Origin of the sequence: Serratia sp. CY74737, from assembly GCF_052166775.1 — a bacterium.
GTDB lineage: Bacteria > Pseudomonadota > Gammaproteobacteria > Enterobacterales > Enterobacteriaceae > Serratia > Serratia ureilytica.
In genome coordinates this window covers 342,435-367,759 of the sequence record NZ_JBJNOF010000002.1, presented here as the reverse complement: position 1 = coordinate 367,759, position 25,325 = coordinate 342,435, and the positions used below count along the sequence as shown (strand labels likewise).

Genomic DNA, 25,325 nt, shown 5'->3' with positions numbered 1-25,325 from the left:
GCAGCCTCCCTTAACGTTGGAACGGATAGATGGACCCGAGACCGAGGATCGACGTCAGCGAATCCAACGCCTCGCGCCCTTCGCGCAGCAGCAGCGGATCGGCCAGGTCATCCTGCGTCAGGCGATCGCGGTAATGACGATCCACCCACTCGTTCAACGTCGCGAACAGCCGATCGTTCATCATGACGCGCGGATTCACCGCCCGCAGCTCTTGATCGTTGAGCGCCACCCGCAGCCTCAGGCAGGCCGGGCCGCCGCCGTTGCGCATGCTTTCGCGCAGATCGAACACGCGGATTTCATCGATCGGGCCGCCGCTGCCGACCATCTCGTTCAGATAACGCCACACGCCGGCATGCTGGCGCGACTCTTCCGGCACCACGATCATCATCTTGCCGTTCCGCTTGGTGAGAATTTGGCTGTTGAACAGATAAGTCGCCACCGCGTCCGCCACCGAGACGCGCTCCGTCGGCACTTCGATCGCCACCAGCTCGCTGTCCAGCGTCGCCATCTTGCGGCGCACTTCATCCAGCGCCTGTTGCTGGCGGTAAAACGCCTGCTGGTGGTGGAACAGCACGTTCTGGTTGCTGACCGCAATCACGTCGTTATGGAACACGCCCTGGTCGATCACCGCCGGGTTTTGCTGCACGAAGACCGTATGCTGCTCGTCCAATTGGTGCAGGCGAGCGATCGCCTCACCGGCTTCGCGCGTCTGGCGCGCAGGATAACGCGCCGGCGCCGTTTCGCCGCCAAACTCCTGGCGACCGTAAACGAACACCTGCACGCTGCGCCTGGCATAATCGCCGCCCAGCCGGTTATGGTTGGCCGCCCCTTCGTCCCCGAACAACGCCACCTGCGGTAGCGCTTCATGGTGGGCGAAATGCCGGTCGTCGTTAAACATCGCCCGCAAAACGTCGGTGGTCGTTTCCGCTTCAATGGCGCGGTGGAATTTATTGTTCAGGTTAGCGGCGGTGAAATGCACCTTGCCGTCTGCGCTGTCCGCCGAGGGGGACACCGTGGCCGCATTGGCGGTCCACATGCAGGACGCCGAGCTGAGCGCCGACAGCAAACGCGGCGATTGACGCATCGCCTGCGCCAGCACCGCCTCATCGCTGCCGCTGAAACCCAGGCGACGCAACATCGGCAAATGCGGCCGCTCCTGCGGCGGCAATACCCCTTGCTGGAAACCGAGATCGGCCAGCGCCTTCATTTTCAGCAGCCCCTGCTTCGCCGCCAGCTTCGGGTTCGATACGCTGTTTTGATGCTGCGTAGAGGCCTCGTTACCGAACGACAGCCCGGCATAGTGGTGCGTCGGCCCCACCAAACCGTCGAAATTGACTTCATATCCTGACATGGCTATCCCCTGGGGATGGCCTGCGGCGACGCCATGACGCCGCCGCAGACGATTAACGGAACGACAAGCCCGGCGAGAGCGTCGCCGGCAGCGACAGGCTTTCGCTTTCCAGCGACGCCATCGGCCAGGCGCAATAGTCCGCCGCATAGAAGGCGCTTGGGCGATGGTTGCCGGAAGCCCCCACGCCGCCGAACGGCGCCGCGCTGGACGCCCCGGTCAACGGCTTGTTCCAGTTGACGATGCCGGCGCGCGCTTCCAGCAGCAGCCTCTCGAACAGCTCGCGCTGCGGCGAGACCAATCCCACCGACAGGCCATAGCGCGTCTGGTTGGCGAGCCGCAGGGCCTCGTCGAAATCGCGGTAACGCACGATCGTAGTCAACGGCCCGAAGTACTCTTCATCCGGCACGCCCGCCACGCCGGTCAGCTCGATGATGCCCGGGCTGAGCAGCGAACTGCCCGGCTCCAGCAGACGCATGGCCAGCAGCGATTTACCGCCCAGCGCCAGCAAGCGCTGCTGCGCTTTCAGCATGTTTTCCGCCGCGGCCGCCGACACTACGCCGCCCATGAACGGCTGCGGTTCGGCATCCCAACGGCCAACGCGCAGCTCGCCCGCCACCTGAACCAAACGCGCGATAAAGGAGTCGCCTTCCGCCCCCTGCTTAACCAAAATGCGGCGTGAACAGGTGCAGCGTTGGCCGGCGGAGATAAACGCCGACTGGATAGCCAGGTTGACCGCCGCGTCGCGATCCTCGAAACCATCGACGATCAGCGCGTTGTTGCCGCCCATCTCCAGCGCCAGGATCTTCTCCGGCTGCCCCGCCAATTGGCGATGCAGGTGGTAACCGGTGCCGGCGCTGCCGGTGAACAACAGGCCGTCGATATCCGCACTGGCGGCCAGCGCCTCGCCGGTTTCCCGGCCACCCTGCACCAGATTGATCACCCCGTCCGGCAGACCGGCCTTCAGCCACAGCTTCAGGGTCTCCTCGGCGGTCAGCGGCGTCAGTTCGCTCGGCTTGAACACCACGCAGTTTCCGGCCAGCAGCGCCGGCACGATATGGCCGTTCGGCAGATGGCCGGGGAAGTTGTAAGGCCCGAACACCGCCAGCACGCCGTGCGGGCGATGGCGCAGCACCGAAGCGCCGTCGGCCATCGCCGTCTGGCTAAAACCGGTGCGCGCCTGATAGGCCTGCAGTGAAATGCCCACCTTGCCGATCATCGCCTGAATTTCGGTCAGGGTTTCCCAGCGCGGTTTGCCGGTCTCGCGGCTGATGGTTTCCGCCAGCGACTGTTTATGTTCTTCCAGCAAAGCGGCGAAGCGTTTCACCAGCTGTTCGCGCTGCTCGAACGGCGTACGTGCCCAGCCGGGGAATGCGGCGCGCGCGGCTTCGCAGGCGGCGGCGACGTCATCGGCGTCGGCGGCGTTGGCGCGCCACAGCGGCTGATTGCCGACCGGATCGGCCTTGCCGAACTCCGCGCCGCCGCCCTGCCGCCAGACGCCGTTAATCAACAGTGCAGGATGGGACATCATGCTTTCTCCTGTGCAATAAGGGGGAGTACCCGCACCGGGCTGCCCTGCTCGACGCCGAGCGCCGCAGCGGTGGCGGCGTTGATATGCAGGCGGTCGTCATACAGATCGGCATTGACCAACAGTGCGCGGTAATTCTGATAGTTGTCGTTGGCGACCAGATGGACCGGCGCATCGGCGCGCATCGGCGTGTCATCCAGCACCACTTTGACCAAGCGGCTCTGCTTCACCGCACGGATGTGGTCGATTTCGGCTTCCAGCGTCGGGCCGCCGTCGAAGATATCGACGTAGCCCTGATAGCTCAGGCCTTCCGCCTCCAGCAGGCGGCGCGCCGGCAGGGTTTGCGGGTGCACTTCACCGATCACCTTCTGCGCGTCTTCGGCCAGGAAATCGACATACAGCGGATGTTTCGGCATCAGTTCGGCGATAAACGCCTTTTGTCCGGTGCCGCTCAGGTAGTCCGCCTTGGCGAACTCGATGGAGAAGAAACGATGCCCGACGCTCTCCCAGAACGGTGAACGGCCGTTTTCATCTGAGAAGCCGCGCATCTCGGCGATCAGACGGCGGGAGAAGCGTTCACGGAACGCGGCGATAAACAGGAAACGCACCTTCGACAGCAGCTTGCCGTTCTCGCCGTGACGATAGTCCGGATCGAGGAACAGCGTGCACAGTTCCGAATGCCCGGTATGGTCGTTGCTGAGGAACAGCGTCGGCACCGATTTATAGACGTTCAGCTGTTTGGAGGCATGTACCTGCGTGCCGACGCGGAAGCTGTACCAGGGTTCCGCCAGGCCGACGGCCACTTCGATCGCGCAGACCCCCACCGCCTGCCGGCGCTCGCTGTCTTCCAACACGAACAAATAACACTGGTCACTTTGCGGAAGTTCGCCTTGCCAGGTTTTTAACGCCCGCTCAATGCGTGCCGACAGGGTATCTTCATTTTGCGGCAGCGACGTGAGACCGATACCGGATTTGCCGGCAAGCGTCAGCAAATCCGCCAAATCGCGGCGCTCTATAGGGCGAATAATCATCATAATGCGAACCTCTTCTGAATCAGGCTGCGCCGATGAAGGCGCAGCCCGCTGATTAGCTGCAAATGCGCGCCACGGCGCGCGCGAATCGCGCCAGCCCCTCTTTCACATCCTGCTCAGGGATGATCAGCGACGGCGTGAAACGCACCACGTCCGGGCCGGCGATCAGCGCGATAACGCCTTCTTCGTTGGCCAGTTGGGTGATCTGCTTCGCTTTGCCGGCATAGTCTTTCTTCAGTTGGCAGCCGATCAGCAAACCGCCGCCGCGGATCTCGGCGAAGATCGGATACTGACGGTTGATGTCGTTCAACCCGTCGATGAACCACTGGTGGCGCTGCTTGACGCCTTCCAGCACTTCCGGGGTATTGATGATGGAGAACACTTCCCCCGCCACCGCCGTCGCCAGCGGGTTGCCGCCGTAGGTGGTGCCGTGAGTGCCGACGCCCAGCGTTTTCGCCAGCGCATCGGTGGTCAGCATGGCGCCGATCGGGAAGCCGCCGCCCAGCGCTTTCGCGGTGGTCAGCACGTCCGGCACCACGCCGTACTGCATATAGGCATACAGGTGGCCGGTGCGGCCGACGCCGGTCTGCACTTCGTCGAAGATCAGCAGCGCGTTATGGCGATCGCACAGTTCACGCAGCCCCTGCAGGAAACTGGCTTCCGCCGGCAGCACGCCGCCTTCGCCCTGGATAGGCTCGACGATCACCGCGCAGGTGCGATCGTTGATAAGCTCGGCCGCCGCGGCCAGATCGTTATACGGCGTATGGGTGATGCCGCCCGGCAGCGGCGCAAAGTCCTGCGAATATTTTGGCTGGCCGCCGGCGGACACGGTAAACAGCGTACGGCCGTGGAACGCGTTGTTGAACGCCACAATCTGATCTTTACCGGCGCCGTGCTGGTCGTGCGCATGTTTGCGCGCCAGTTTCAGCGCCGCTTCGTTGGCTTCTGCCCCCGAGTTACAGAAAAACACCTTGTCGGCGAACGTGGCGTCGATCAGTTTCTTGGCCAGGCGCAGCACCGGTTCGTTGGTATAGCCATTGCCCAGATGCCACAGTTTGCCCGCCTGCTCCACCAGCGCCGCCTTGACCGCCGGGTGCGCATGGCCCAACGCGTTAACCGCGATGCCGCCGGCGAAATCGATGTAAGACTTACCCTGTTGATCCCACACCTGCGATCCTTCACCCCGCACCAGAATAAAATCGGCAGGGGCATAAACCGGGACCATCCAGTCATCGAAAGACTGGCGGGTAACTGCGATTGGCTGTTCCATAGTGACCTCATAATCTCAGCAAAGGCTGAATTTTGACTGTAAGGACCGCGCAAGCCCGGCTAGGCCGCCACAATGCAAAAAAACCGCTGTTCAAAACCGACTTTCCCGGCGGAGAAAATGCTGTCTCTCACCGCTGATTTAGAAACAAATCTGTTACATAAAATCGGTTTTTCACTATTTATGGCGCTTATCCGGTCCCTGAGCGGGGAGTAAATGTTAACGAGCAGTTAAAATACATGTCGTTTGATAAAGAGTGTAGAGCAGCTATCGTGCCAAAACGGGATTTTTGCCGGATTTTGCTATTTTTTACGTTAAAACAACGGCTTATAATGCATATTTATTCATTTTATATGCATTTGCAATGCATAATTTAAAAAATAAGGCCTAAAATCATCATTGCTCGCGAAATCCTATTCAATTGCGAAAAACTTCAGGATTTCTGATCACGCTCGCAAAAATAATTTCATCCGATTTGCTCGCCATCACACTTTTTGCCCCAACCCGGTGCAGCGCTGCGCCAGGATCGGGCAATGCGGCGACGAAGCGCCTATTCCATCGGCAGCACCCCGCAAAACGAACCGCGCCGATCGCCGCCGGCCGTGGCTCCCGCTTTATGCGCCAACGACTACACTGTGATTCTGACCGCACTTTTTCTTCTGCGCACAAGGAGTCACCATGCCCAAACGAACCGTCGATCTCAGCCGGCCTCTCCTCCAGCACGACATCCGCGCGTTTCTCGAGACGCTGAATGCCGCCGGCGGTAAACCTATGGAACAAATGAAGCCCAAAGAGGCGCGCAGAGTTTTGGAAGCGGCGCAGCGCAGCGTAGACGTGCCGCTGCGCGAGGTGGAGATCAGCGAGAAAACCATTCACGTAGAAGGCCAGGATATTCTGCTGCAGCTGGTGCGGCCGGCCAGGGTCAAGGAGACATTGCCGGTATTCATGTTCTTTCACGGCGGCGGCTGGGTGCTGGGCGATTTTCCCACCCATGAACGGCTGGTGCGCGATCTGGTTTACAGCTCCGGCGCGGCGGCGGTATTCGTCAACTACCCCCGCTCACCGGAAGCGCACTATCCGCAGGCGATCAATCTGGCTTACGCCGCCACGGAATGGGTGGCCGAATATGGCGAAAAAATCAACGTCGACGGTTCACGGCTGGCGGTGGTCGGCAACAGCGTCGGCGGCAATATGGCGGCGGTGGTCAGCCTGATGGCCAAAGAAAAAGGCCTACCGGCATTGCGTTGCCAGATCCTGCTGTGGCCCGTTACGCACGCCCATTTTGATACCGATTCCTACCATCAGTTCGCCGAAGGCCATTTCCTGACCCGCAATATGATGAAGTGGTTTTGGGACAGCTATGCGCCCGATAAAGCGCAGCGCAAAGACATCTACGCCTCGCCGCTCAACGCTACGCCGGAACAGCTGCGGGGCTTGCCGCCGGCGCTGGTGCAGACCGCCGAGCTGGACGTGCTGCGCGATGAGGGCGAAGCCTACGCGCGTCTGCTCGACGCCGCCGGCGTCGAGGTCACCTCCACCCGCTACAACGGGCTAATCCACGACTACGGCCTGTTGAACCCGCTCGCCCACGTCCCGGCGGTGCATTCGGCGATCCACCAGGCCGGGCGCGCGTTGAAACACTACCTGTCCTGACGCTAGCCGACAACATGGCACGCCACATGATGACCGGGCGCCACGCTGCGCAGCTGCGGCGCCTGTTCGCGGCACTGCGCCGTGGCCAGCGGGCAGCGGGGATGGAAACGGCAGCCGCGCGGCGGGTTGGCGGGGTTCGGCGGCTCGCCGCCGGCCACCCACGCCGGCACGCGTTGCGCATCCAGCGTCGGCACCGCCGCCAACAAGGCCTGCGTGTAGGGATGCAGCGGTTGGCGGAACAGCGCATCGCGATCGGCGCTCTCAACGATCTGCCCCAAATACATCACCGCCACATCCTGGCACAGATGCTCCACCACGCCGAGATCGTGCGAGATAAACAGCAGCGTCACCCCCTGCCGCTCCTGTAAATCGGAAAACAGATTGATGATCTGCGCCTGAATCGACACGTCGAGCGCCGATATCGGCTCATCGGCGACGATAAATTCCGGTTGCAGGATCAACGCGCGCGCAATGCCGATACGCTGCCGCTGACCGCCGGAAAACTCATGCGGAAACCGCCCGTAATGCTGTGAGGACAACCCGCAGATCGCCAGGGTATCGAGCACCCGTTCGCGCAGTTCCGCCTTGCTCGCCAGGCCGTGTTGCAACAGCGCTTCCCCAATGGCGTCGCCCACGCGCAGGCGCGGATTCAGCGAGCTGTAAGGATCCTGAAACACCAGCTGCATTTTCGGCCGCAGGGCGCGTAACGCGTCCTTGCTCAGGCCGTCCAACGCCTGCCCTTTGAACAGCACCTCGCCGGCGGTTTTGTCGTGCAGGCCGAGCAGCGTGCGGCCAACGGTGGTTTTGCCGCTGCCGGACTCACCCACCAGCCCGAAAATGCGCCCCTTGCGGATGCTGAAGCTGACATCATCCACCGCCTTCAGTTGGCCGGTGGTGCGCCCGAACAGCCCGTCGCGTAGAGGAAAATATTTCTTTAACCCCTTTACCTCCACCAAAGGTTCAGTCGACATACGGATGCCCTCCGGCATTGAGAAAACAGGCGGACTGACGCTGACGGGAGCCGTACAGCGGCGGAATGCCGTCGCGGCAGCGAGCGGAGGCCTGCGCGCAGCGCTCGGCGAAAGCGCAATACTCCGGCAGCCGCGCCAGATCCGGCACCTGACCGGGAATGGAGTACAAGCGGCGTCGCCGCTGCCCCGGCACCGGCCGCGAGGCGATCAGCCCCTGCGTATAGGGATGCCGCGGCTCGTCCAGCACTTCCCGGGTCGTTCCCTGCTCGACGACGCGCCCGGCGTACATCACCGCCAGCCGATCGGCCATCTGGGCGATCACCCCGAGATCGTGGGTGATCAAGATCATCGCCATGTTGTGTCGCCGGCTCTGCTCACGCAGCAACGCCAGGATCTGCGCCTGCACCGTAACGTCGAGCGCCGTAGTCGGTTCGTCGGCGATCAGCAGCGCCGGCCGGCATCCGATCGCCATGGCGATCATCACGCGCTGCAGCATGCCGCCGGAAAGCTGATGCGGGTAGCAGCGCATCAGCGCCTCCGCGCGCGCCAACCCCACTTCCGTCAAGAGTTGAATCGCCTGACGCCAGGCCGCTTTCGGCGACAGAAGCAAGTGCCTGATCAGCGGCTCCACCAGCTGTTCGCCGAGGGTCAAGACCGGATTCAGCGCGCTCATCGGCTCTTGAAAGATCATCGCCAGCCGGTTGCCACGCAGATCCGCCATCTTGGATGCCCGCAGCGACAGCAGGTTTTGCCCTTCAAAGCGAATCTCACCGCCGTCTATCTGCGCCAGCGACTGCGGCAACAGCCCCATCAGCGCCATGGCGGTCACGCTTTTGCCGCAGCCCGATTCGCCGACGATCCCCAGCGTTTGCCCGGCCTGCAGTACAAGACTGACCTGCTGCACCGCCCGCACCGGCCCCTGCTCGCCATGAAACGACACCGACAGCCGGTCGAACGCCACCAGCGGTTGACTCATCGTTTTACCCCGCTCATTTTCGGATCGAGCGCGTCCCGCAGGCCGTCGCCCAAGATATTGATCGCCACCACGGTGACGAAGATCGCCAGCCCCGGCGGCATCCACAGCCAGGGGCGGCGCTGAAAGTCGATCAGGCTATTGGCGGCGTCCATCATGTTGCCCCACGACGGCGTCGGCGGCACCACGCCCAGCCCAAGGTAGCTCAACGCCGACTCGCTGAGGATGGCGTTGGCCACCGCCATGGTGGCGACCACCACCAAAATCGGCACGGTATTGGGCAACAGATGGCCGAAGAGGCGCCGCCGAGTGGAGAGCCCCAGCACTTCGGTGGCCAACATGAAATCCCGCTCGCGCAGCGACAGGATCTGGCCGCGCACCAGCCGCGCCAGCGACGGCCAGCCCAGCAGGCTCAGCATGATCATCACCATGTAGATACGGTAGTCCGGCGACACGTCGAGTTCGGTCAGCATCGCCCCCATGATGATCAGCAGCGGCAGGCCGGGAATGGTCATCAGCAGATCGGCGAAGCGCATGATCAGCCTGTCCGCCACGCCGCCCAGATAACCGGCGAGCGCCCCCAGCACATAGCCCAGCGTCACCGACAGCAGCATCGACACCAGGCCGATGGTCAGCGATATCCGCCCCGCCAGCAGCAGCCGGGTGCAAATATCGCGGCCGAGAAAGTCGGTGCCCAACCAGTGCGCGCCGCTCGGTGCCTGATTGATATTCAGCACATCGCCGGCGTCGTCAGGCCACGGCGACAGCGACGGCCCAATCAGGCACAGCAGCGCCAACAGCACCAGCAACGCCAGCGAGATCATCGCCGGTCGGTGGCGGCGCAGACGGCGCCAGCGGCGACGGCGCCCGAAAAACAGCGTTACCCACATCGTGTTACCTCAAGCGAATGCGTGGATCGGCGTAGGCGTACAGAATGTCCGCCAGCAGATTGCCGAGAATGGTCAGCGCCGCCAGAAACAGCGTGAACCCCATCAATACCGGATAATCGCGCGCCGCCAGCGAATCGATATGGATATGCCCGGCGCCCGGCCAGTTGAAGATTTTTTCGGTGATCAGCGCGCCGGAGAACAATCCCGGCAGCTCGAACCCCAGCAGGGTAATGATCGGCAACAGCGCATTGCGCAGCGCGTGTTTGAGGATCACCGTTTTCTCCCTGAGCCCTTTGGCGCGCGCGGTGCGGATATAGTCCATGCGGATCACCTCCAGCATGCTGGCGCGAAAATAGCGCGTCAGGCTGCCGGCCTGCAGCATCACCAGCGCCAGCACCGGCAACAGCAGGTGCGCCGCCACCTCCAGCGCCCAGGCCAGCCCGCTCGCTTCGCTGCCGGTGCGCAACATGCCGCCCGCCGGCAACCAGTGCAGATCGACGGCGAACCATTTGATCAGCAACAGGCAAAGGAAAAACGTCGGAAACGACATGGCGGCGAACACCGCCACGGTGATCAGATGATCGAACAGCGAATAGGGTTTCATCGCCGAGATCACTCCCACCGCCAGCGCGATGCCCCAATACAGCACCATCGCCACCGCCGCCAGCAGGAACGAGTTCCAGATGTATTGATTCAGCAGCGTGCTGACCGGGATCTGATACTGCAGCGAGAAGCCGAGATCGCCCTGCAACAGCCGGCCAAGCCAATGCAGGTAACGGCTGAACAAGGGCTGATCCAACCCATACAGCGCCCGCAGCTCGGCGGCGCGTTGCGCGGTCAGGTTGATATTGCCGTCGATAAAGTCGCCGGGCGCTAGGGCGAAGATGCAAAAAATCAGCAATGAAGCCAGCAACAGCATCGGGATAGTCTGCAACAAACGGCGCAGGATAAAATTTCTCATCGCGAATTCCATCGCCGCCGCCCGGAATGGCGCGGCGGCATCGGGGCGTTACGGCGCCGGTTTGACGTTCGGCAGGCTGCCGACCAGTCCGTTGTAGATATCCGGTTTAAAGCCGGTGACGCGCGCGCTGCTGGCGCTCAAGATTTCGCGGTTGCCGAGCAGGATCACCGGCGGATCGTCCGCCAGCACCTGATACAGCTGATGGTACAGCGGCTTACGCTGCGCGATATCCAGCGTGGCATTGGCTTTGGCGATCAGCGCGTCCACCTGCGGGTTGTGATAGCCGGTCTCGCTCTCGCGGCTGATGAAGTCGCGTACGCCGTCGTGCGGATCGTTCAGCGTGCTGGTGCTGAGAGACGCCAGGTCGTAATTGCCCGCCTTGCGCTGCGCCAGCAGCGCGTTGAAATCCAATACCTGCGGTTTCAGCACCACGCCGAGCCGGCGGTAGTTATCCTTGGCGATCGGCACCAGCGCGTCGTTGATCAGCTTTTTGGTCACCAGTAGCGTCAGCTCCAGCTTTTTACCGTCTTTCTGCCGGATGCCGTCAGCGCCCACCTGCCAGCCTGCCTCGTCCAACAGCTTTTTGGCCTTATCGAGATCGTAAGCGTAAGGATTGATGCCGTTGGCGTCGTAAGCCCAGGAGATCGGCGAAATCGGCTGGTTGGCGACCTTGCCGTACCCTTGGTACACCACGGCGATCAGTTTTTGCCGATCGAGGCCGTAGATCAGCGCCTGACGCACCCGCTTGTCCTGCAGCGCCGGGCGTCTGAGGTTGAAATCAACCCGGCTGTAATCGCTCGAGCTGTAAAGGTTGATATTGGCGAAACCGAGCAGCTTGAGCTGTTCGATATCGTCCGGCTTGGCGGTAAAGGCGTCGTAGTCGGTCTCACCGGTCTGGAACAGCTGGAAGTTGGTGGCCGGGTTGGTGACGCGATAGATAAAGCGCGCCATCGGCGGCGGGCCGAGGTAGAAGTTCGGGTTGGCGTGGAAGCGGATTTCCTGCCCCGGCACGTACTTGTCGTAAATGTAGGGGCCGTTGCCGAGCGGCTTGCCGTTCAAGGCGCGCACGCCGTCGAGCTTGCCGCGCTGATAGTCTTTGCCGTAGTAAGCCCGCGACAATACCGGCCCGCCAATCAGTTGCAACGTGGTCGCGCCCGGTTGGGTGGTGACGATCTGAATGGTGCGATCGTCGATCACCTTCAGCCCGCTGATGCCGGCCGCGGTGCCGTTTTTATACTCGGCGCCGCCCTGAATGTGCGCCGGCGTGATATCGGTATCGCCGTCATAGGCCGGGTCATGCAGCAGCGTCAGGGTAAAGGCGATATCGTCGGCCTTCAGCGGCGAGCCGTCGCTGTAGACCAGATTCGGCCGCAGCTTGATGGTGTAGGTCAGATTATCGGGGCTGACCTGCCAGGACTCCGCCAGGCGCCCTTCCGGTTTGCCCTGGCTGTCCAGGCCGATCAGCCGGCTGAAGATTACGTCGGTCACGTTCTCGTCCCAGCCGTTGGTGAACAGATACGGGTTGAAAATCCCCTGCGGCTCCGAGATGCCCGCCACGACGGTATCTTTGCGCAGTTTGGCGGCGGCCGGCACCCGAGCGGCGTCGCTGGCCGGCGTAATGCCTTCGGCCAGCGTTTCCGCCTGCGCGGCGGCGCTCAGCCCCAGCGCGCAGACCAACGCCAGCGGCGTCAGCCGATAGCGCAACAGTTTGTTTAGCTTATTTTTTATTCCACTCACCCACTGCCCCTCGTCTACCCGTTGATAAAAATGTGACAAAATTTATCGCAGAGTAATGGGCGGCTGGAGGGCTGTCTAACAACGAAACCGGCATTCCATTGCCGAAAAAAGCATTATGAATTTTTCTGGGGCGAAGCGGCGGGAAAAACGCGATTCAGCCGGCCGCCGCCAGCCCCCGGATAAGTTTAGCTAAGGTTTTTATCGCCTCTTCAAAGCGGTCATTCCATTCAAACGAGGCGTTGAGACGGAAGCAGTGGTTGAAATGGTCGCCGGTGGTGAACATGCGCCCCGGCGCGATGCTGATGCCCCGTGCGAGTGCGCGCCGGTACAGCTCCATCGACGACAGCGCCGGGTCGAGTTCCAGCCACAGGAAATACCCGCCGTCGGGCTGACTGACTTTCACCGTCGGCGGAAAATGGTGGGCGATCGCCTGACGCATTGCGCTTTGGCGCTGGGCCAGCAGGCGTCGCAGCCGCCGCAGATGGGTGTCGTAGCCGCCGTGCAGCAGATAATCCGCCAGCGCCATCTGGGTCGGCACGCTGGTGGAAACGGTGCTCATCAGCTGCAAACGCTGGATCTGTTGCGCATAACGCCCCGCCGCCACCCAGCCGACGCGAAAGCCCGGCGCCAGACATTTGGAAAATGACGAGCAGTGCAGGATCTGGCCGCCGCTGTCGAGCGCCTTCGCCGGCAGCGGCCGTTCGGCGCTGAAGTACAGCTCACCGTAGACGTCGTCTTCGATCAGCGAGATCTGCCGTTCGCGCAGCAGCGCCACCAGACGCTGCTTGTTGGCCTCCGGCAGGGTGGCGCCCTGCGGGTTCTGGAAGTGGGTCATCAGCCAGCAGGCTTTGATCGGATACTGCTCCACCGCCTGCTGCAACGCGTCCAGATCGATACCGTCCTGCGGATGCGTGGCGATCGCCACCGCCTTCAGCCGCAGCCGTTCCAGCGCCTGCAGCGCGCCGTAAAACGCCGGCGACTCGATCGCCACATAGTCGCCCGGTTGGGTCACCGCCTGCAGGCTGAGGCTGAGCGACTCCATCGCCCCGGCGGTGATGACGATCTCGTCCGGCGCGACCTGCATGCCGCTCAGCGCATAGCGTTGGGCAATGTGCCGCCGCAGCGCGTCGTTGCCCGGCGGCAGGTTGACCAGCGAACTGTGCGGCGTGAACTTGCGCGCTACGCTGCTCAGCGCCCGCGCCAGCTTCGGCTGGGCGAACAGCGTGGCGTCGGGAAACGCCGAACCGAAAGGCACGATGTCCGGATCCTTGCAGGCCTGCAGCACGTCGAAAATAAAGGCGTTGATGTCCACCTGTTCGCTCAGCAGCAGTTTCTCGCCGCGCGAAGGCTGCGGCAGCGGCTGCGGACGCGCCGCCACATAGTAGCCCGACTGCGGCCGGGCGACGATCCACCCCTGGCTCTCCAGCAGTTGATAAGACTGCACCACCGTCATCAGGCTCAATCCGGCGCGTTTGCCGCTCTCGCGCAGCGAAGGCAGCTTGTCGCCCGCCCGCCACACCCGGTTCTGGATCTGTTCTCTAATCTGCTGCGCAAGCTGCTCGTATCGGGTCATAACCATTAACTGTTATATGAAAAAGTAAAATAACTGTCACTATTATAGGCACTGTACTCCGTGCTTAACTTAACGCCAAGCATTTCACATAAAAATGACAGCTATACTCAAGAGGTTAATTTATGTTCAACCCTAGGAGGCGCCATGCTGGGTCTTGATGCACTGGAACTTGCCAGAATACAGTTCGCCTTCACCGTGTCTTTCCATATCATTTTCCCCGCCATCACCATCGGTTTAGCCAGCTATCTGGCGGTGCTGGAGGGATTATGGTTGAAAACGCACAATGAAGCCTATCGTGAGCTTTATCACTTCTGGTCAAAGATTTTCGCCGTTAACTTCGGCATGGGCGTGGTATCCGGGCTGGTGATGGCTTACCAGTTCGGCACCAACTGGAGCTTCTTCTCCGAGTTCGCCGGCAGCATTACCGGGCCGCTGCTGACTTATGAAGTGCTGACCGCCTTCTTCCTCGAAGCCGGTTTCCTCGGCGTGATGCTGTTCGGCTGGAACCGCGTCGGCCCCGGCCTGCACTTCTTCGCCACCTGCATGGTGGCGCTCGGCACGCTGATCTCCACCTTCTGGATCCTGGCCTCCAACAGCTGGATGCAGACCCCGCAGGGGCATGAGATCATCAATGGCCAGGTGGTGCCGGTCGACTGGCTGAAGGTCATCTTCAACCCGTCCTTCCCGTACCGCCTGCTGCACATGTCCACCGCCGCCTTCCTCTCCTCGGCGTTCTTCGTCGGCGCGTCCGCCGCCTGGCATCTGCTGCGCGGCCGCGACACGCCGGCGATGCGCAAGATGCTGTCGATGGCGATGTGGATGGCGCTGATCGTCGCGCCGGTGCAGGCGCTGATCGGCGATGCGCACGGCCTGAATACGCTGAAACATCAGCCGGCGAAGATCGCCGCCATCGAAGGCCACTGGGAAAACCCGCCGGGCGAAGCCACGCCGCTGATCCTGGTCGGTTGGCCGGACATGCAGCGTGAAGAGACCCGCTTCAAGCTGGAAGTGCCCTATCTCGGCAGCCTGATCCTGACGCACAGCCTGACCGAGCAGGTGCCGGCGCTCAAATCGTTCCCGCCGGAAGATCGCCCCAACTCCACCGTGGTGTTCTGGTCGTTCCGCATCATGGTCGGGCTGGGCATGCTGATGATCCTGGCCGGGGTGTGGAGCCTGTGGCTGCGCTGGCGCGGCGGGCTCTATCAGTCGCGTCCGTTCCTGTACTTCATCCTGTGGATGGGCCCTTCCGGGCTGCTGGCGCTGCTGGCGGGCTGGTTCACCACCGAGATCGGCCGCCAGCCGTGGGTGGTGTACGGCCTGCTGCGTACCAAGGATGCGGTATCCGCGCACGGCGATCTGCACATGAGCATCAGCCTGCTGGCGTTCATCATCGTCTACTGCTCTGTGTTCGGCGTGGGCTACTCCTATATGATGCGCCTGATCCGCAAAGGGCCGCAGCCGCATGAACACCAAGAAGACAATACCGAGGGCCGCCCGGCGCGTCCGCTGTCCGCGGTCAACGACACTCTGGACGACAGGAGCTGAACATGGGTATCGATCTTCCGCTGATTTGGTTTGTCATCATCGTGTTCAGCACCATGATGTACGTGGTGATGGACGGTTTCGATTTGGGCATCGGCATTCTGTTTCCGTGGGTGAAGGCGAGCGGCGACCGCGATCTGATGATGAACACCGTCGCCCCGGTGTGGGACGGCAATGAGACCTGGCTGGTGCTGGGCGGCGCGGCGCTGTTTGGCGCCTTCCCGCTGGCCTACTCGGTGATCCTCGACGCGCTGGCGATCCCGCTGACGCTGATGCTGATCGGGCTGATTTTCCGCGGCGTGGCCTTCGAGTTTCGCTTCAAGGCGACGCCGGAGAAGCGCCATATCTGGGACAAAGCGTTCATCTGGGGCTCTCTCTTCGCCACCTTCAGCCAGGGGGTGGTGGTGGGCGCCGTGATCAACGGCTTCCCGGTAGAAGGCCGCACTTACGCCGGCGGCGCGTTGGACTGGCTGACGCCGTTCGCGCTGTTCTGCGGGCTGGGGCTGGTGGTGACCTACGCCCTGCTCGGCTGTACCTGGCTGGTGATGAAAACCGCCGGTGACCTGCAGGCGCGCATGTATCACCTGGCGACGCCGCTGCTGGCGATCCTGCTGCTGGTGCTGGCTGCGGTCAGCATCTGGACGCCGATCGCGCATCCCGAAATCGCCGCGCGCTGGTTTACGCTGCCGAACCTGTTCTGGCTGCTGCCGGTACCGCTGCTGGTGCTGCTCAGCGCCTGGGGGATCCGGCATGGGGTGAAACGCGGCGCGCACTACTCGCCGTTCATGCTGACGCTGCTGCTGGTGTTCCTCGGTCTGAGCGGGCTTGGCATCAGCATCTGGCCGCACCTGATCCCGCCGGCCATCAGCCTGTGGGACGCCGCCGCGCCGCCGCAGAGCCTCGGCTTTATGCTGGTCGGCGCGCTGTTCATCATCCCAATCATTCTGGTCTACACCTTCTGGAGCTACTACGTGTTCCGCGGCAAGATCAGCCATGAACACGGCTATCACTGAGGAAGGAGGACGCTATGCAAGATAAAACGGCAGCCGCCGCTCCGGCGCCCTGGTGGAAACGCATCGGTTGGCTGGTGATCATCTGGAGCGCCAGCGTGCTGGGGCTGTTCGTGGTTGCCTCGCTGTTCCGCCTGCTGATGACTGCGGCGGGCATGAAGTCACATTGACGTGACGCCTTATCTGGATGCGCTGTTGGGAAAGTAAAAAGAGACCACCAGCGTGACCAGCGGCAAGGCGCCGATCTTCACCAGCTCAAACACCTGATTCAGCGCTTCGTTTTTCTCCCAATACGCGTGGGCGGCGAATACGCCCACGCTGACCGCGAATATCCCGCACAGCACCTGGCGTGCCAGGCGCAGCCGCTCCATTTCGTCGAAGACCAAGACCTGCTCCAGATAAACCTGGCTGGCCTCATCGCGCAGATTACGGCTTTCGATGTTCATGGGAAGATCTCCACGACCCGCCCCACCGCTTCAAGCTGTTCACCCTTCTCCCGTACAATGCCAAGAGAAGTACCATCCTGTTTCATCCAGTACTTATCGGCAAGGGTAATCAGTGCAAACGCCATTTTGATTACCTCGGTTTTTTCCATCCCGTGACGCCGGGCGATATCGTTCAGATCATCATCAATTTTGTTCGATAACCGAATCGGCAAGCTGCGCATAGTCCACCTCCTGTGGCCGTTGATTCACCGAGGGAAAGTCTACTGGAAGGGCAAATATCGTTCAATTAGTGAACTGCGTAACGCCTCGCACAATTCGCATGCAACGCTAGTGCGGCTTGCGGCCCATCGCGCTGAGGAAGCGTTGCTGCAGACGCAACAGCTCCTCCAGCTCTAGCAAGCGGTAGTCGATGCCGAAGCGCGGCGCCACCTCGCCGATGATGCGGCTGAGCGCCGGGTAATGGCGGTGGCTCCAGTGCGGAAACAGATGATGCGTCAAATGCAGGTTCGCCCCGCCCAGCCAATAACCCAGCCAGCGCGGCCGAGTCTGCCAGTCGAACGTGGTGGCGAACACATGGTGATACCAACCGTGCGGCATCGCGCCCTGTGCCGGCGCCTGATAAAAGTTGGCCTTGGCCCAGTGGGTGCCGATGATCAACATCACGAACAGCAATGAAGAAAGCATCTGGCTCAGCAAATAGACCAGCAGAATTTGCCCGATGCCGATAGCCGGCGGCAACAGCCAACATGGGATCGCCAGCGCCAGCAGCAGGTGCGCCGCCTTCCCGGCCAGAAACCCGCTCCAGCCGCGTACGCCCTGCTGCGCCATGCGCGCTGCCACGCGGGTGCGGCCCGCCCTGTCCAACCAATCGAACAGCCAGATGTAGTACGGAAAAGTCAGCGCCGCCACCAACGGCCAATAGTAACGCTGCGCGCGCATAAAGGGTCGCCAGCGCTGGAACGGCGTTTGCCGCAGCACGCCATTGGCGTCGATATCGGGATCGTAATGTTCGATGTTGTTATGGGCATGGTGGAACAACACATGCCGAACGCGCCAGCAGTCGGGATCCAGCCCCAGCGGCACGCTCACCAGTGCGTTCAGCCAGCGGTTGGCCCAGGGGCGGCGGAAAAACGCGTTGTGCGAGGCGTCGTGCACCACGTTCACCGTCAGGAACATGCCGATAAAGATAAAACCGAAGTAGCAGGCGAAAAACGCCCAGCCGTTATGCTGCTGCAGGCTCAGCCCGTAACACAGGCCGCACAGCGCCAGCAGCAGCGCGACCTTCGCCAGCATGCCGCCGTCGGCGAAACGGTGATCGCCGTGGGTCGCCAGATAGTGCTGGGCGGCCTGCATCAGCGCGCGGTGCAACCCGTTGTCGTCGCGCCGATAGGCTAACGGACGCAGCGGTTTCATGGCTGCCCCATCCGCCGCAAGAAGCGCTGTTGTTGCGCCAGCAGTTCGCGATAGCCGATGCAGCGGTACGCCATGCCGTGCCGCTGCGCGACCTCCGCTACCGCGGCGGCCAGCGCCGGATAGTGGCGATGATTCCAGCCGGGAAACAGGTGATGGGTCAGGTGATAGTTCAGCCCGCCGGTCAGATGCTCCAGCCAGCGCGGTTCGGGCAGCCAGTCGCAGGCGGTGGCGAAATTGTGCCGATACCAGCCTTGCGGCATGCTGTCGCCCGTCGGCGCCGGGTAAAACTCGGCCTGCGCCCAATGGGTGCCCAGCAGCAAGAACACCACCAGCAGCGAGGCGCACATCTGGCTGAGCGCGTAAACCAGCAACACCCATCCCCAGCCGATGCCGTGCAAGTGGCCCACGACCAGCGGCGCCACCAGCACCAGCGCCAGATGCGCGAGCTTGCACAGCACGAACAGCGCCCAACCGCCGCGCCCCGCCAGCACGCGTTTTTCCCGCAGCGGCGTTTTATCGAGCCGATCGGACCAATCGAAAATCCAGGCGATATAGGGCAGCGAGAGCGCGGCGATCAGCGGCCAGTACAGATGCTGATAGCGCATATGGGGCCGCCAGCGCTGGAACGGTGTCTGGCGGAAGAAGCCGTTCTCTTCGGTATCCAGATCGTAATGTTCGACGTTGGCGTAAACGTGGTGGTAATCCACATGCCGCGTGCGCCAGTAGTCCGGATCGACGCCCAGCGGCAGCGTCACCAACCGCCCCACCAGCCGATTGGCCCAGGGCGCACGCAGAAAAGCGTTATGCGAAGCATCGTGGTTGACGTTGACATTGAGCAGCATACCCATGGTCACGAACAGGAAATAGCAGAGGAAAAACGCCCAGGGCTGATGCTGCAGCAGGCTCAGCGCGTAAAACCCGACGCACAACGCCAGCAACAGCGCGGCCTTGGCCAATCGCGCGGCATCGGCATAGCGATGATCGCCGGCCAGACAGGCGTGGGCCGCGCGCTTAAGATCGCGGTGGAAGGCCTGTTCGCCATCGGCGGGAAAACGCAGCGGCGGCAATGATTCAGCCATGCGGTTCCTCCACGGCGGCCGGTGCGGCTACTCTTCCCCAGCCCAACGCGACGCACAGGGCATGTAACGCCACGGCGGCCATGGCGATATGCCAGTAGCGCTGCGGCCAACCGAGATAGCCGATAAACAGCAGCGGCATGCCCAGCGCGATCAGCAGCCAGACGGCGCTCGCCCACCGCCGCCCTTCCGTCATGCCGCCCAGCGCCACCGATCCCAACGCCAGCAGCGCCAACAGCGCCATTTGCGGCCAGCTGATGTCGCTATAGCCGTAACCGTATTGGTAGACGTAGCCGACCACCAGCGAGAACAACAGCATGGCGCCGCTGAAAACGCTGAGCGCCGAACGGCGGTCGCGTGGCCGGCCCGGCGCCGGGCGCCATGCCAGGCGCAAATAGCGCAGGAACGGCAGATTGCTCGCCCAGAACGGGTTGGCGGACGGCCTGTCGCCGCCGACGCCATAGCTGAACGGCGTGCTCGGCAATGCCGGGCAAAAGGTGCCGAACAGCTTGTCCCAGAAGATAAAGCTGCCGCCGAAGTTCTTATTGGAATACGCCATGTCCTTGACGTGATGCACCCGGTGATGCGCCGGCGTGACCAGGATTTTTTCCAGCACGCCGAGCTTCGGCGTCAGCGCATTGTGGTTAAACAGCTGAATGCTGTAATGAAAAATAGAGACCGCAACGAACACCGACAGCGGCACCCCCGCCAGCGCCAGCAGCAAAAAGAACGGGATCGACGTCAGCGACGAATACCAGGAGTTGCGCACCCCCAGCGACAGATTAAAGTGCTCGCCCTGATGGTGCACCACGTGCACCGCCCACAGCAGGCGGAAACGATGGTGCAGACGGTGCAGCCAGTAGAAACCGAAGTCCCACGCCAGCAGGGCGAACAGCCACATCAGCAGCGGCGGCCAGGCATCCAGCAGCCCCAGGCTGAAATGCGCGGCCACGTAGCCGTAGCAGGTGATCTCCAACCCGCGGAACAGCCACAGCATGATATGGCCGGAATTCAGGTTGAACACCAGATCGTGCCAGTTGACCGGCTCGCGACGCCCCCACTGCAGCGCCACCGCCTCGGCCACCACGATGAACAGCATGAACACTATCGGCAATGCCAGATCGCTCATCCCATTTCTCCTTTAACGACGCGCCTGCGCAGGGTTTTCATGCGCAGGGCCAGCCAGCCGGCGAACAGCGCCAGCAGCGCGCCGCCGGCCAAATCGACAAACAAATGCCGACGCAGTTGCAGAATCGAGAACGCGATCGCCACGCCCCACAGCATCCACAGCGCCGTGCGCACTTTGCGATCGCCGTCGCTCAGCGCCCACACCGCCAGCACCGTCAGCGCCATATGCAACGAAGGCAGGCAGTTTTGCGGCGAGTCCACCCGGGTTAACGCCGCCAGCAGTTGCGCGCTGATCCCGACGCCATCGTTCTGCGGATAGGCCATGGTGGTCGGCCACAGCAGATAAACCGCCCCGGCACCCAGCGCGGTCAGCTGCATCGCCAGCGTCAGCCATTTGATCCGCGGCAGCGGCGCCAGCAGATAGCCCGCCGGGACGATGAGGAAGAACGACAGATAGAGCCAGATGGCCGTGGGGCTGAACGGGATCGCCCGATCAAGCGCCGACGGCGGCAACAGGGTTCCCGCACCCTGCAGGCGATCGGTCAGGCTATACACCACGCCGACCGTGCCCCATCCCAGCAGCATGTGCCATAGCCTGAACAGTGCGCTTTTCATGCCTCCTCCGCCCGGCGCACGATGCGCCGCCGCTTGCGATCGAACTGCGGCAGCACCGCTTGCGCCGTCAACCGCCATTCGAGGCGATCGGTGGCGATGCCCTGACGAGCGAACAGCGCCATCAGCTGCGCCTGACAGTGCGCCAACGCCGCCGGGCTGCAATCGGCAATCAGCTCCAACCGCCGTTCGCCATGCTGGATCAGGCGGTAATCGCTGGTCAGCGGTAACGCATTGGCGATCGTTCGGCTGCAGGCATCGGCGAACACCGCCTGCGGTTGCCGCTGCGCATCGGGCAGCATCAGCTGATCGTCGCGCCGCCCCTCGATACGGGCGATCGCCCGCGTCGGTTGCCCGCATGGGCAGGGTTCCTTGCGCAGCACCAATACATCGTCCAGCCGATAGCGCACGATCGGCTGCGTACTGCGGGTAAAGTCGGTGATCAGCGGCGTGAAGCGCAGTTCGTCGATCCACTGCGGCTCGATATGCAAAAACTCCTCGTTCAGGTGCAAGGTGCCGTGCGCGCAGGTGGCGGCGAGGACCCCCTCGGTAGCCTGATACACTTCGCCGACCGCCGGAAACACCTGCTGCAGCAGGCGGCGATCCTGTTCTTCAAGCACCTCGGCGACCGAGATCACTTTTTTGACCGACAGCGTCACCTGCCCGGCCAGCACCGCCAACGCCAATGCGCGCAGCACCTGCGCCGGGGCCACGATGATGCTGGGCGCCTGCCGTTCCAATGCCGGCAAATGGCCGCTGAACGGCGCGAGCAAATCGTAAAACGCCAGGCTCAGCCAACGGTTGTTCACGCTGTGATAGAGATTATTGTCCGCGCGCAGAAACAGCGCGACGCGCTCGCCCGCCGACAGCCCGTCCGGCAGCATTTTCGCCAACATGCCGCCGGCCCACACCTGCTGTTCCCGCGGGCTGACGACAAACACGCCGCGCTGCCCGGAAGTGCCGGACGACAATCCGACGCTGTAGCGCCCGATCTTCGGCGTGAAATCGCGATCCGCCTCGCTGCGCTGCGCGCAGGCCAACACCGCATCGCGCCGCAGCCCGGCGGTGTTCATGCGGTCGAACTGCGCCATCATCAGCGCCTTGTCCATCTGCGGCCATTCGGCGAACGGCCGGCGGCTGAAGCCTTGAAAATAGGGACTCTTGCTCAGCACCCGGCGGGCAAAACCCTCAAGCTGTCGGGCCTGATGCGCCTCCAGCGCCGCACGATCGCCAAAGCGCAGGCGCCGGGCGCGGAAATAGTGCCAAAGGGTCATGAAGGGGATCACAGGTCCCCCTCGTGGCACAGCAAAATGTTGACCTGACCGCCCGCCCACAGCTGGTTGAGCCGCTCCAGGGTGCGGGTGTAAGCCGCCGCGTCGTCCATCACCAGATTGGCCAGGCGCGAAGGCCCGAGCAGCGTCTGGTAACTCTGCGGCGACCAGGCGGCGTCGCTGGCCAGCAGCGTCCAGCCGGCGTCGGTGAGAATAAAGGCGCCGATATGGCCGGCCGCATGCCCCGGCAACGGCACCAGCACGATCTGCCCTTCACTGCCCGGCAGCGCGTAACCGCGATCGAACGGCGCCAACAGCGCGGGCAACGCCACCGCAGGAAAAGACTCCATAAACTGCAGACGGCTCTCGAAATCCGCCGGGATCAGGCCGGGAATAAAGGCGCGCTTCAGCGCCGCGAAACCGCGCAGCCCACGGGTTTGCTGCCAACCCTCGCCGGAGCAAATAAAGTCGAGTTGGCTGAAATCCTGCAGCCCGGCGATGTGATCGGCGTGAAAATGCGAGACGATCAGCGCCTGAATATCCCCCTCGACGTAACCGGCTTCGCGCAGCTGATGCGCCAACGACTCGGCCGGATCGAAATAGACCGGCGTCATGCGGCGGTAAAGGCTGAACAACCCCGACTGCGTGTGCTGCTGAAAATAACGCGCGTAGCCGGTATCCCACAGCCAGCGGCGCTCCCCCACCTCCAGCAGATAGGCGCGCGCTGGGAATTTGCACACCCGGAATCCGGCGCCGCGCAGCGCCATGCAGCCGATATGCGTGCAATAGCCCACTTCAAACACGGTGACCTTAGCCATGCTGTCCGCCTCCTTGCCGCCGCAGCCACTCGCCGGTCAGACGAATGCCCTCTTCCATCGAATAACGCGGCCGGTAACCCAGCTCTTCGATCGCACGGGTCTGGCTCAGCGTCATGTCAAAATGCACCGCCGCCACGCTGTAGCGCGTCAACAGCGGTTCCTTGCCGCTCAGCGCCGCCCACAGCTCCATGCCGCCGGCCAGCGTATGCAGCAGCGGATAGGACACGGCCTGCAGCCGGTAACTCAGCCCCAGTTCCTGACGCAGCAACGCATCCAGCATCTCCGCCAGCCGCTGCGGTTGGTGGTTGGTGATGTTGTACACGGCGCCGGACGGCAATCCGCGCTGCCGGCTGGCCAGATCCATCGCGTGCACCACGTTGGGGGCGAAGGTCAGATCCAGCAGCGCTTGTCCGCCGCCGGGCAATCGCAATACCCCGCGGTCGCGTTCGAGCTGCTGCAACAGCCGCGGCACGATCACCCGATCGTGCGGGCCAAACAGGCCGCGCGGCCGCAGCATAATATAGGTGGTTTGCGGATAGATCTTCGCCTGCGCCAACAGGCGCTGCTCGGCCGCATACTTGCTGGCGGCATAGTGATTGGCGAAGCGCCGGGCGCGGTAACCCTCGTCAAGATCGTAATGCGGCTGAAAATCGAAGTAGATTGCCGGCGTGGAGATATGCACGAAGCGCCGCACGCCGCAGCGCCCGGCCGCCTCCGCCAGCTTCTCCGTCGCCGTGGCGTTGATGCGATGAAACTCCGCTTTGCCGCCCCAGGGCGAAGACTTGGCCGCGCAGTGCCAGACCCATTCGCAGTCGGTCACCAGCTCCCGACACTGCTGCGGCGTGGCCTGCGCCAGATCGAGCGCGCAAAACTCGGCGCCCAGCCGACGCAGCGTTGCGCCGGCCCGTTCATCGCGGCCGGTGGCGCGCACCTGATGTCCGGCCTCCAGCAACCACTGCGCCGCGTTGCGTCCCAGCCCGCTGGTCGCCCCGGTGACCAGCACCCTCATGGCAGCAACACCATGCCGGCCAGCGCCAGCCCGGCGGCGGTGCCGATCAGCATCACCGGCTGACCGGGATTGAAGCGCCCGGTGGTCACGGCGGCATGCAGCGCCGTCGGGATAGACGCCGCCACCTGATTACCATGATGGCGGTAGATATCGACCAGCGCCTCGCTGGAGACGTGCAGCCGTTTGCGCATATGTTCGAGCGACAGATGGCTGGCCTGATGCGGCACCACGGTGGCGATCTGCGCCAGGGTCAGGCCGCTGGCGCTCAACAGCCGATCGAGATAACCCTCAATCAGCGCCGAGGCCTGGCGGAACAGCGGCTTGCCCTGCATATGAAACAGGAAGTCTTGCTCACACATGCCGGCGCGCGGGTTGCGACGCGTGCCGCCGGCGCGGATCTCGCACAGTTCGCTGCCGGCGGGGTAGGTTTCCACCAGGCTGGCGAGGATGCCGCTGGCGCCGTCGCCGCGCTCCACGATGGCACAGGCCGCGCCGTCGCCGAAGATCAGCGACGACTCTTCGTGCTGCCAGTCGATGCCGCGTGAAGCGAGATCCGCCGAGACGATGGCGATGCGTCGATACGTCCCGGCGTTCAGCAGCCCCGCCGCCACCTGCAGCGCAGAGATAAAGCTGACGCAGCTGCTGTTGATGTCGAAGCCCGGCGTGCCCGGCGCCAGCCCCGCCACCTTGAGAATATGCGCGGCGGTGCACGGCAGCGCCTGCACCGAAATCGCCGAGGCAGAGATCAGCAGATCGATCGAGTCCGCCGGCATGGCGTGGCGAGCCAGCGCATCTTGCAGCGCGGCAGCGGCGAGTTCGGCCTGGCTGGCATCGTCGGCGGCGTGATAGCGGTAAACGATGCCCGAGCGTTTTTCAACGTAGCCGGCCGGTTTCCCCAGCCGAACGTCGAGCGCAGAGGACGCCACGCGGTTAGGCGGCAACGCGGCCCCGGTGGCGATGATTTTCAGAGGCAGCAGCTCGGGTGAGCGTAATTGTGTGGTCATTATTGTTATTGATTAACCTGACTATCCATAAAGCGATTCTCCCGTAGGGCACGAAGGCCACACG

At 62.9% G+C, this 25,325-nt stretch carries 24 protein-coding genes; 4 read left to right on the top strand and 20 right to left on the bottom strand.

What is annotated here, in order from left to right:
- Positions 1-10 precede the first annotated feature (10 nt).
- The 4 genes from astB to ACJ8PE_RS03665 are packed head-to-tail and all read right to left on the bottom strand — an operon-like array spanning position 11 to position 5,177.
- Entirely contained in the window at positions 11-1,351 is a 1,341-nt protein-coding gene (gene astB / locus ACJ8PE_RS03680) for an N-succinylarginine dihydrolase (RefSeq protein WP_197759731.1), read from the bottom strand.
- A 52-nt stretch (positions 1,352-1,403) separates the two neighbouring features.
- Positions 1,404-2,876 (bottom strand): succinylglutamate-semialdehyde dehydrogenase, encoded by a 1,473-nt coding sequence (astD, locus tag ACJ8PE_RS03675; protein WP_404768927.1) that lies wholly within the window; start codon positions 2,874-2,876, stop codon positions 1,404-1,406.
- Complete coding sequence (gene astA, locus ACJ8PE_RS03670) at positions 2,876-3,910, bottom strand: arginine N-succinyltransferase (protein ID WP_004934585.1); 1,035 nt, start codon at positions 3,908-3,910, stop codon at positions 2,876-2,878. The genes astD and astA overlap by 1 nt, the downstream gene beginning before the upstream one ends.
- Before the next feature lie 52 nt (positions 3,911-3,962).
- Positions 3,963-5,177, bottom strand: coding sequence for an aspartate aminotransferase family protein (locus tag ACJ8PE_RS03665; RefSeq protein WP_015378175.1), 1,215 nt, complete (start codon positions 5,175-5,177; stop codon positions 3,963-3,965).
- Positions 5,178-5,852: 675 nt separating this feature from the next.
- Here ACJ8PE_RS03665 and ACJ8PE_RS03660 point away from each other — a divergent pair.
- Positions 5,853-6,827 (top strand): alpha/beta hydrolase, encoded by a 975-nt coding sequence (locus ACJ8PE_RS03660; protein ID WP_033643407.1) that lies wholly within the window; start codon positions 5,853-5,855, stop codon positions 6,825-6,827.
- A gap of 2 nt (positions 6,828-6,829) precedes the next feature.
- Here the strand turns inward: ACJ8PE_RS03660 and ACJ8PE_RS03655 are convergent, their stop codons facing one another.
- The 6 genes from ACJ8PE_RS03655 to ACJ8PE_RS03630 form a co-directional block, all read right to left on the bottom strand.
- The gene (locus ACJ8PE_RS03655) at positions 6,830-7,798 is read right to left on the bottom strand and encodes an ABC transporter ATP-binding protein (RefSeq protein ID WP_197794777.1); all 969 of its coding nucleotides are present in this window, start codon (positions 7,796-7,798) and stop codon (positions 6,830-6,832) included.
- Positions 7,788-8,774: an ABC transporter ATP-binding protein gene (locus tag ACJ8PE_RS03650; RefSeq protein ID WP_197793512.1), complete on the bottom strand. Its 987-nt coding sequence runs from the start codon at positions 8,772-8,774 to the stop codon at positions 7,788-7,790. Before ACJ8PE_RS03650 ends, ACJ8PE_RS03655 begins: the two co-directional genes overlap by 11 nt.
- Positions 8,771-9,661 (bottom strand): oligopeptide ABC transporter permease, encoded by an 891-nt coding sequence (gene opp4C / locus ACJ8PE_RS03645; RefSeq protein WP_404768854.1) that lies wholly within the window; start codon positions 9,659-9,661, stop codon positions 8,771-8,773. Before opp4C ends, ACJ8PE_RS03650 begins: the two co-directional genes overlap by 4 nt.
- Positions 9,662-9,665: 4 nt before the next feature.
- On the bottom strand, positions 9,666-10,622 hold the full coding sequence (locus ACJ8PE_RS03640) for an ABC transporter permease (RefSeq protein ID WP_004934604.1): 957 nt from the start codon (positions 10,620-10,622) through the stop codon (positions 9,666-9,668).
- A gap of 48 nt (positions 10,623-10,670) precedes the next feature.
- A complete protein-coding gene (locus ACJ8PE_RS03635) occupies positions 10,671-12,359 on the bottom strand; it encodes an ABC transporter substrate-binding protein (RefSeq protein WP_033650918.1) in 1,689 nt (562 codons plus the stop codon).
- Between the two features lie 154 nt (positions 12,360-12,513).
- Entirely contained in the window at positions 12,514-13,932 is a 1,419-nt protein-coding gene (locus ACJ8PE_RS03630) for an aminotransferase-like domain-containing protein (protein WP_042784770.1), read from the bottom strand.
- 144 nt (positions 13,933-14,076) lie between these two features.
- Here ACJ8PE_RS03630 and ACJ8PE_RS03625 point away from each other — a divergent pair, with 144 nt between their 5' ends.
- From ACJ8PE_RS03625 to ACJ8PE_RS03615, 3 genes are read left to right on the top strand one after another with little or no spacing between them, the layout of a single operon-like run.
- Complete coding sequence (locus tag ACJ8PE_RS03625; RefSeq protein ID WP_004934615.1) at positions 14,077-15,477, top strand: cytochrome ubiquinol oxidase subunit I; 1,401 nt, start codon at positions 14,077-14,079, stop codon at positions 15,475-15,477.
- A 2-nt stretch (positions 15,478-15,479) separates the two neighbouring features.
- Complete coding sequence (gene cydB, locus ACJ8PE_RS03620; RefSeq protein ID WP_197793506.1) at positions 15,480-16,487, top strand: cytochrome d ubiquinol oxidase subunit II; 1,008 nt, start codon at positions 15,480-15,482, stop codon at positions 16,485-16,487.
- A gap of 14 nt (positions 16,488-16,501) precedes the next feature.
- Positions 16,502-16,654 (top strand): DUF2474 domain-containing protein, encoded by a 153-nt coding sequence (locus ACJ8PE_RS03615; RefSeq protein ID WP_004934619.1) that lies wholly within the window; start codon positions 16,502-16,504, stop codon positions 16,652-16,654.
- Between the two features lie 9 nt (positions 16,655-16,663).
- On the opposite strand, the gene ACJ8PE_RS03610 is transcribed toward ACJ8PE_RS03615, so the two are convergent.
- The 10 genes from ACJ8PE_RS03610 to ACJ8PE_RS03565 all read right to left on the bottom strand — a co-directional run bounded on the left by ACJ8PE_RS03610 (position 16,664) and on the right by ACJ8PE_RS03565 (position 25,261).
- Positions 16,664-16,930 carry a hypothetical protein gene (locus tag ACJ8PE_RS03610; RefSeq protein ID WP_033643416.1) on the bottom strand — a complete coding sequence of 89 codons (267 nt, stop codon included), beginning with the start codon at positions 16,928-16,930 and terminating at the stop codon, positions 16,664-16,666.
- Positions 16,927-17,151 carry a hypothetical protein gene (locus tag ACJ8PE_RS03605; RefSeq protein ID WP_025303190.1) on the bottom strand — a complete coding sequence of 75 codons (225 nt, stop codon included), beginning with the start codon at positions 17,149-17,151 and terminating at the stop codon, positions 16,927-16,929. Before ACJ8PE_RS03605 ends, ACJ8PE_RS03610 begins: the two co-directional genes overlap by 4 nt.
- Before the next feature lie 106 nt (positions 17,152-17,257).
- Complete coding sequence (locus ACJ8PE_RS03600) at positions 17,258-18,343, bottom strand: acyl-CoA desaturase (RefSeq protein WP_033643417.1); 1,086 nt, start codon at positions 18,341-18,343, stop codon at positions 17,258-17,260.
- A complete protein-coding gene (locus tag ACJ8PE_RS03595) occupies positions 18,340-19,422 on the bottom strand; it encodes a fatty acid desaturase family protein (RefSeq protein ID WP_197793505.1) in 1,083 nt (360 codons plus the stop codon). Before ACJ8PE_RS03595 ends, ACJ8PE_RS03600 begins: the two co-directional genes overlap by 4 nt.
- Positions 19,415-20,548, bottom strand: coding sequence for a sterol desaturase family protein (locus tag ACJ8PE_RS03590; protein WP_042784774.1), 1,134 nt, complete (start codon positions 20,546-20,548; stop codon positions 19,415-19,417). The genes ACJ8PE_RS03595 and ACJ8PE_RS03590 overlap by 8 nt, the downstream gene beginning before the upstream one ends.
- Positions 20,545-21,162, bottom strand: a complete 618-nt coding sequence (locus ACJ8PE_RS03585; RefSeq protein WP_197759726.1) for a phosphatase PAP2 family protein — start codon at positions 21,160-21,162, stop codon at positions 20,545-20,547. The genes ACJ8PE_RS03590 and ACJ8PE_RS03585 overlap by 4 nt, the downstream gene beginning before the upstream one ends.
- Positions 21,159-22,445, bottom strand: coding sequence for a F390 synthetase-related protein (locus ACJ8PE_RS03580; protein ID WP_197793504.1), 1,287 nt, complete (start codon positions 22,443-22,445; stop codon positions 21,159-21,161). The genes ACJ8PE_RS03585 and ACJ8PE_RS03580 overlap by 4 nt, the downstream gene beginning before the upstream one ends.
- Positions 22,442-23,248 (bottom strand): MBL fold metallo-hydrolase, encoded by an 807-nt coding sequence (locus ACJ8PE_RS03575; RefSeq protein ID WP_197793503.1) that lies wholly within the window; start codon positions 23,246-23,248, stop codon positions 22,442-22,444. The genes ACJ8PE_RS03580 and ACJ8PE_RS03575 overlap by 4 nt, the downstream gene beginning before the upstream one ends.
- The gene (locus tag ACJ8PE_RS03570) at positions 23,241-24,257 is read right to left on the bottom strand and encodes an NAD-dependent epimerase/dehydratase family protein (RefSeq protein ID WP_197759724.1); all 1,017 of its coding nucleotides are present in this window, start codon (positions 24,255-24,257) and stop codon (positions 23,241-23,243) included. Before ACJ8PE_RS03570 ends, ACJ8PE_RS03575 begins: the two co-directional genes overlap by 8 nt.
- On the bottom strand, positions 24,254-25,261 hold the full coding sequence (locus ACJ8PE_RS03565; protein ID WP_197759723.1) for a 3-oxoacyl-[acyl-carrier-protein] synthase III C-terminal domain-containing protein: 1,008 nt from the start codon (positions 25,259-25,261) through the stop codon (positions 24,254-24,256). The genes ACJ8PE_RS03570 and ACJ8PE_RS03565 overlap by 4 nt, the downstream gene beginning before the upstream one ends.
- Positions 25,262-25,325: the final 64 nt, after the last annotated feature.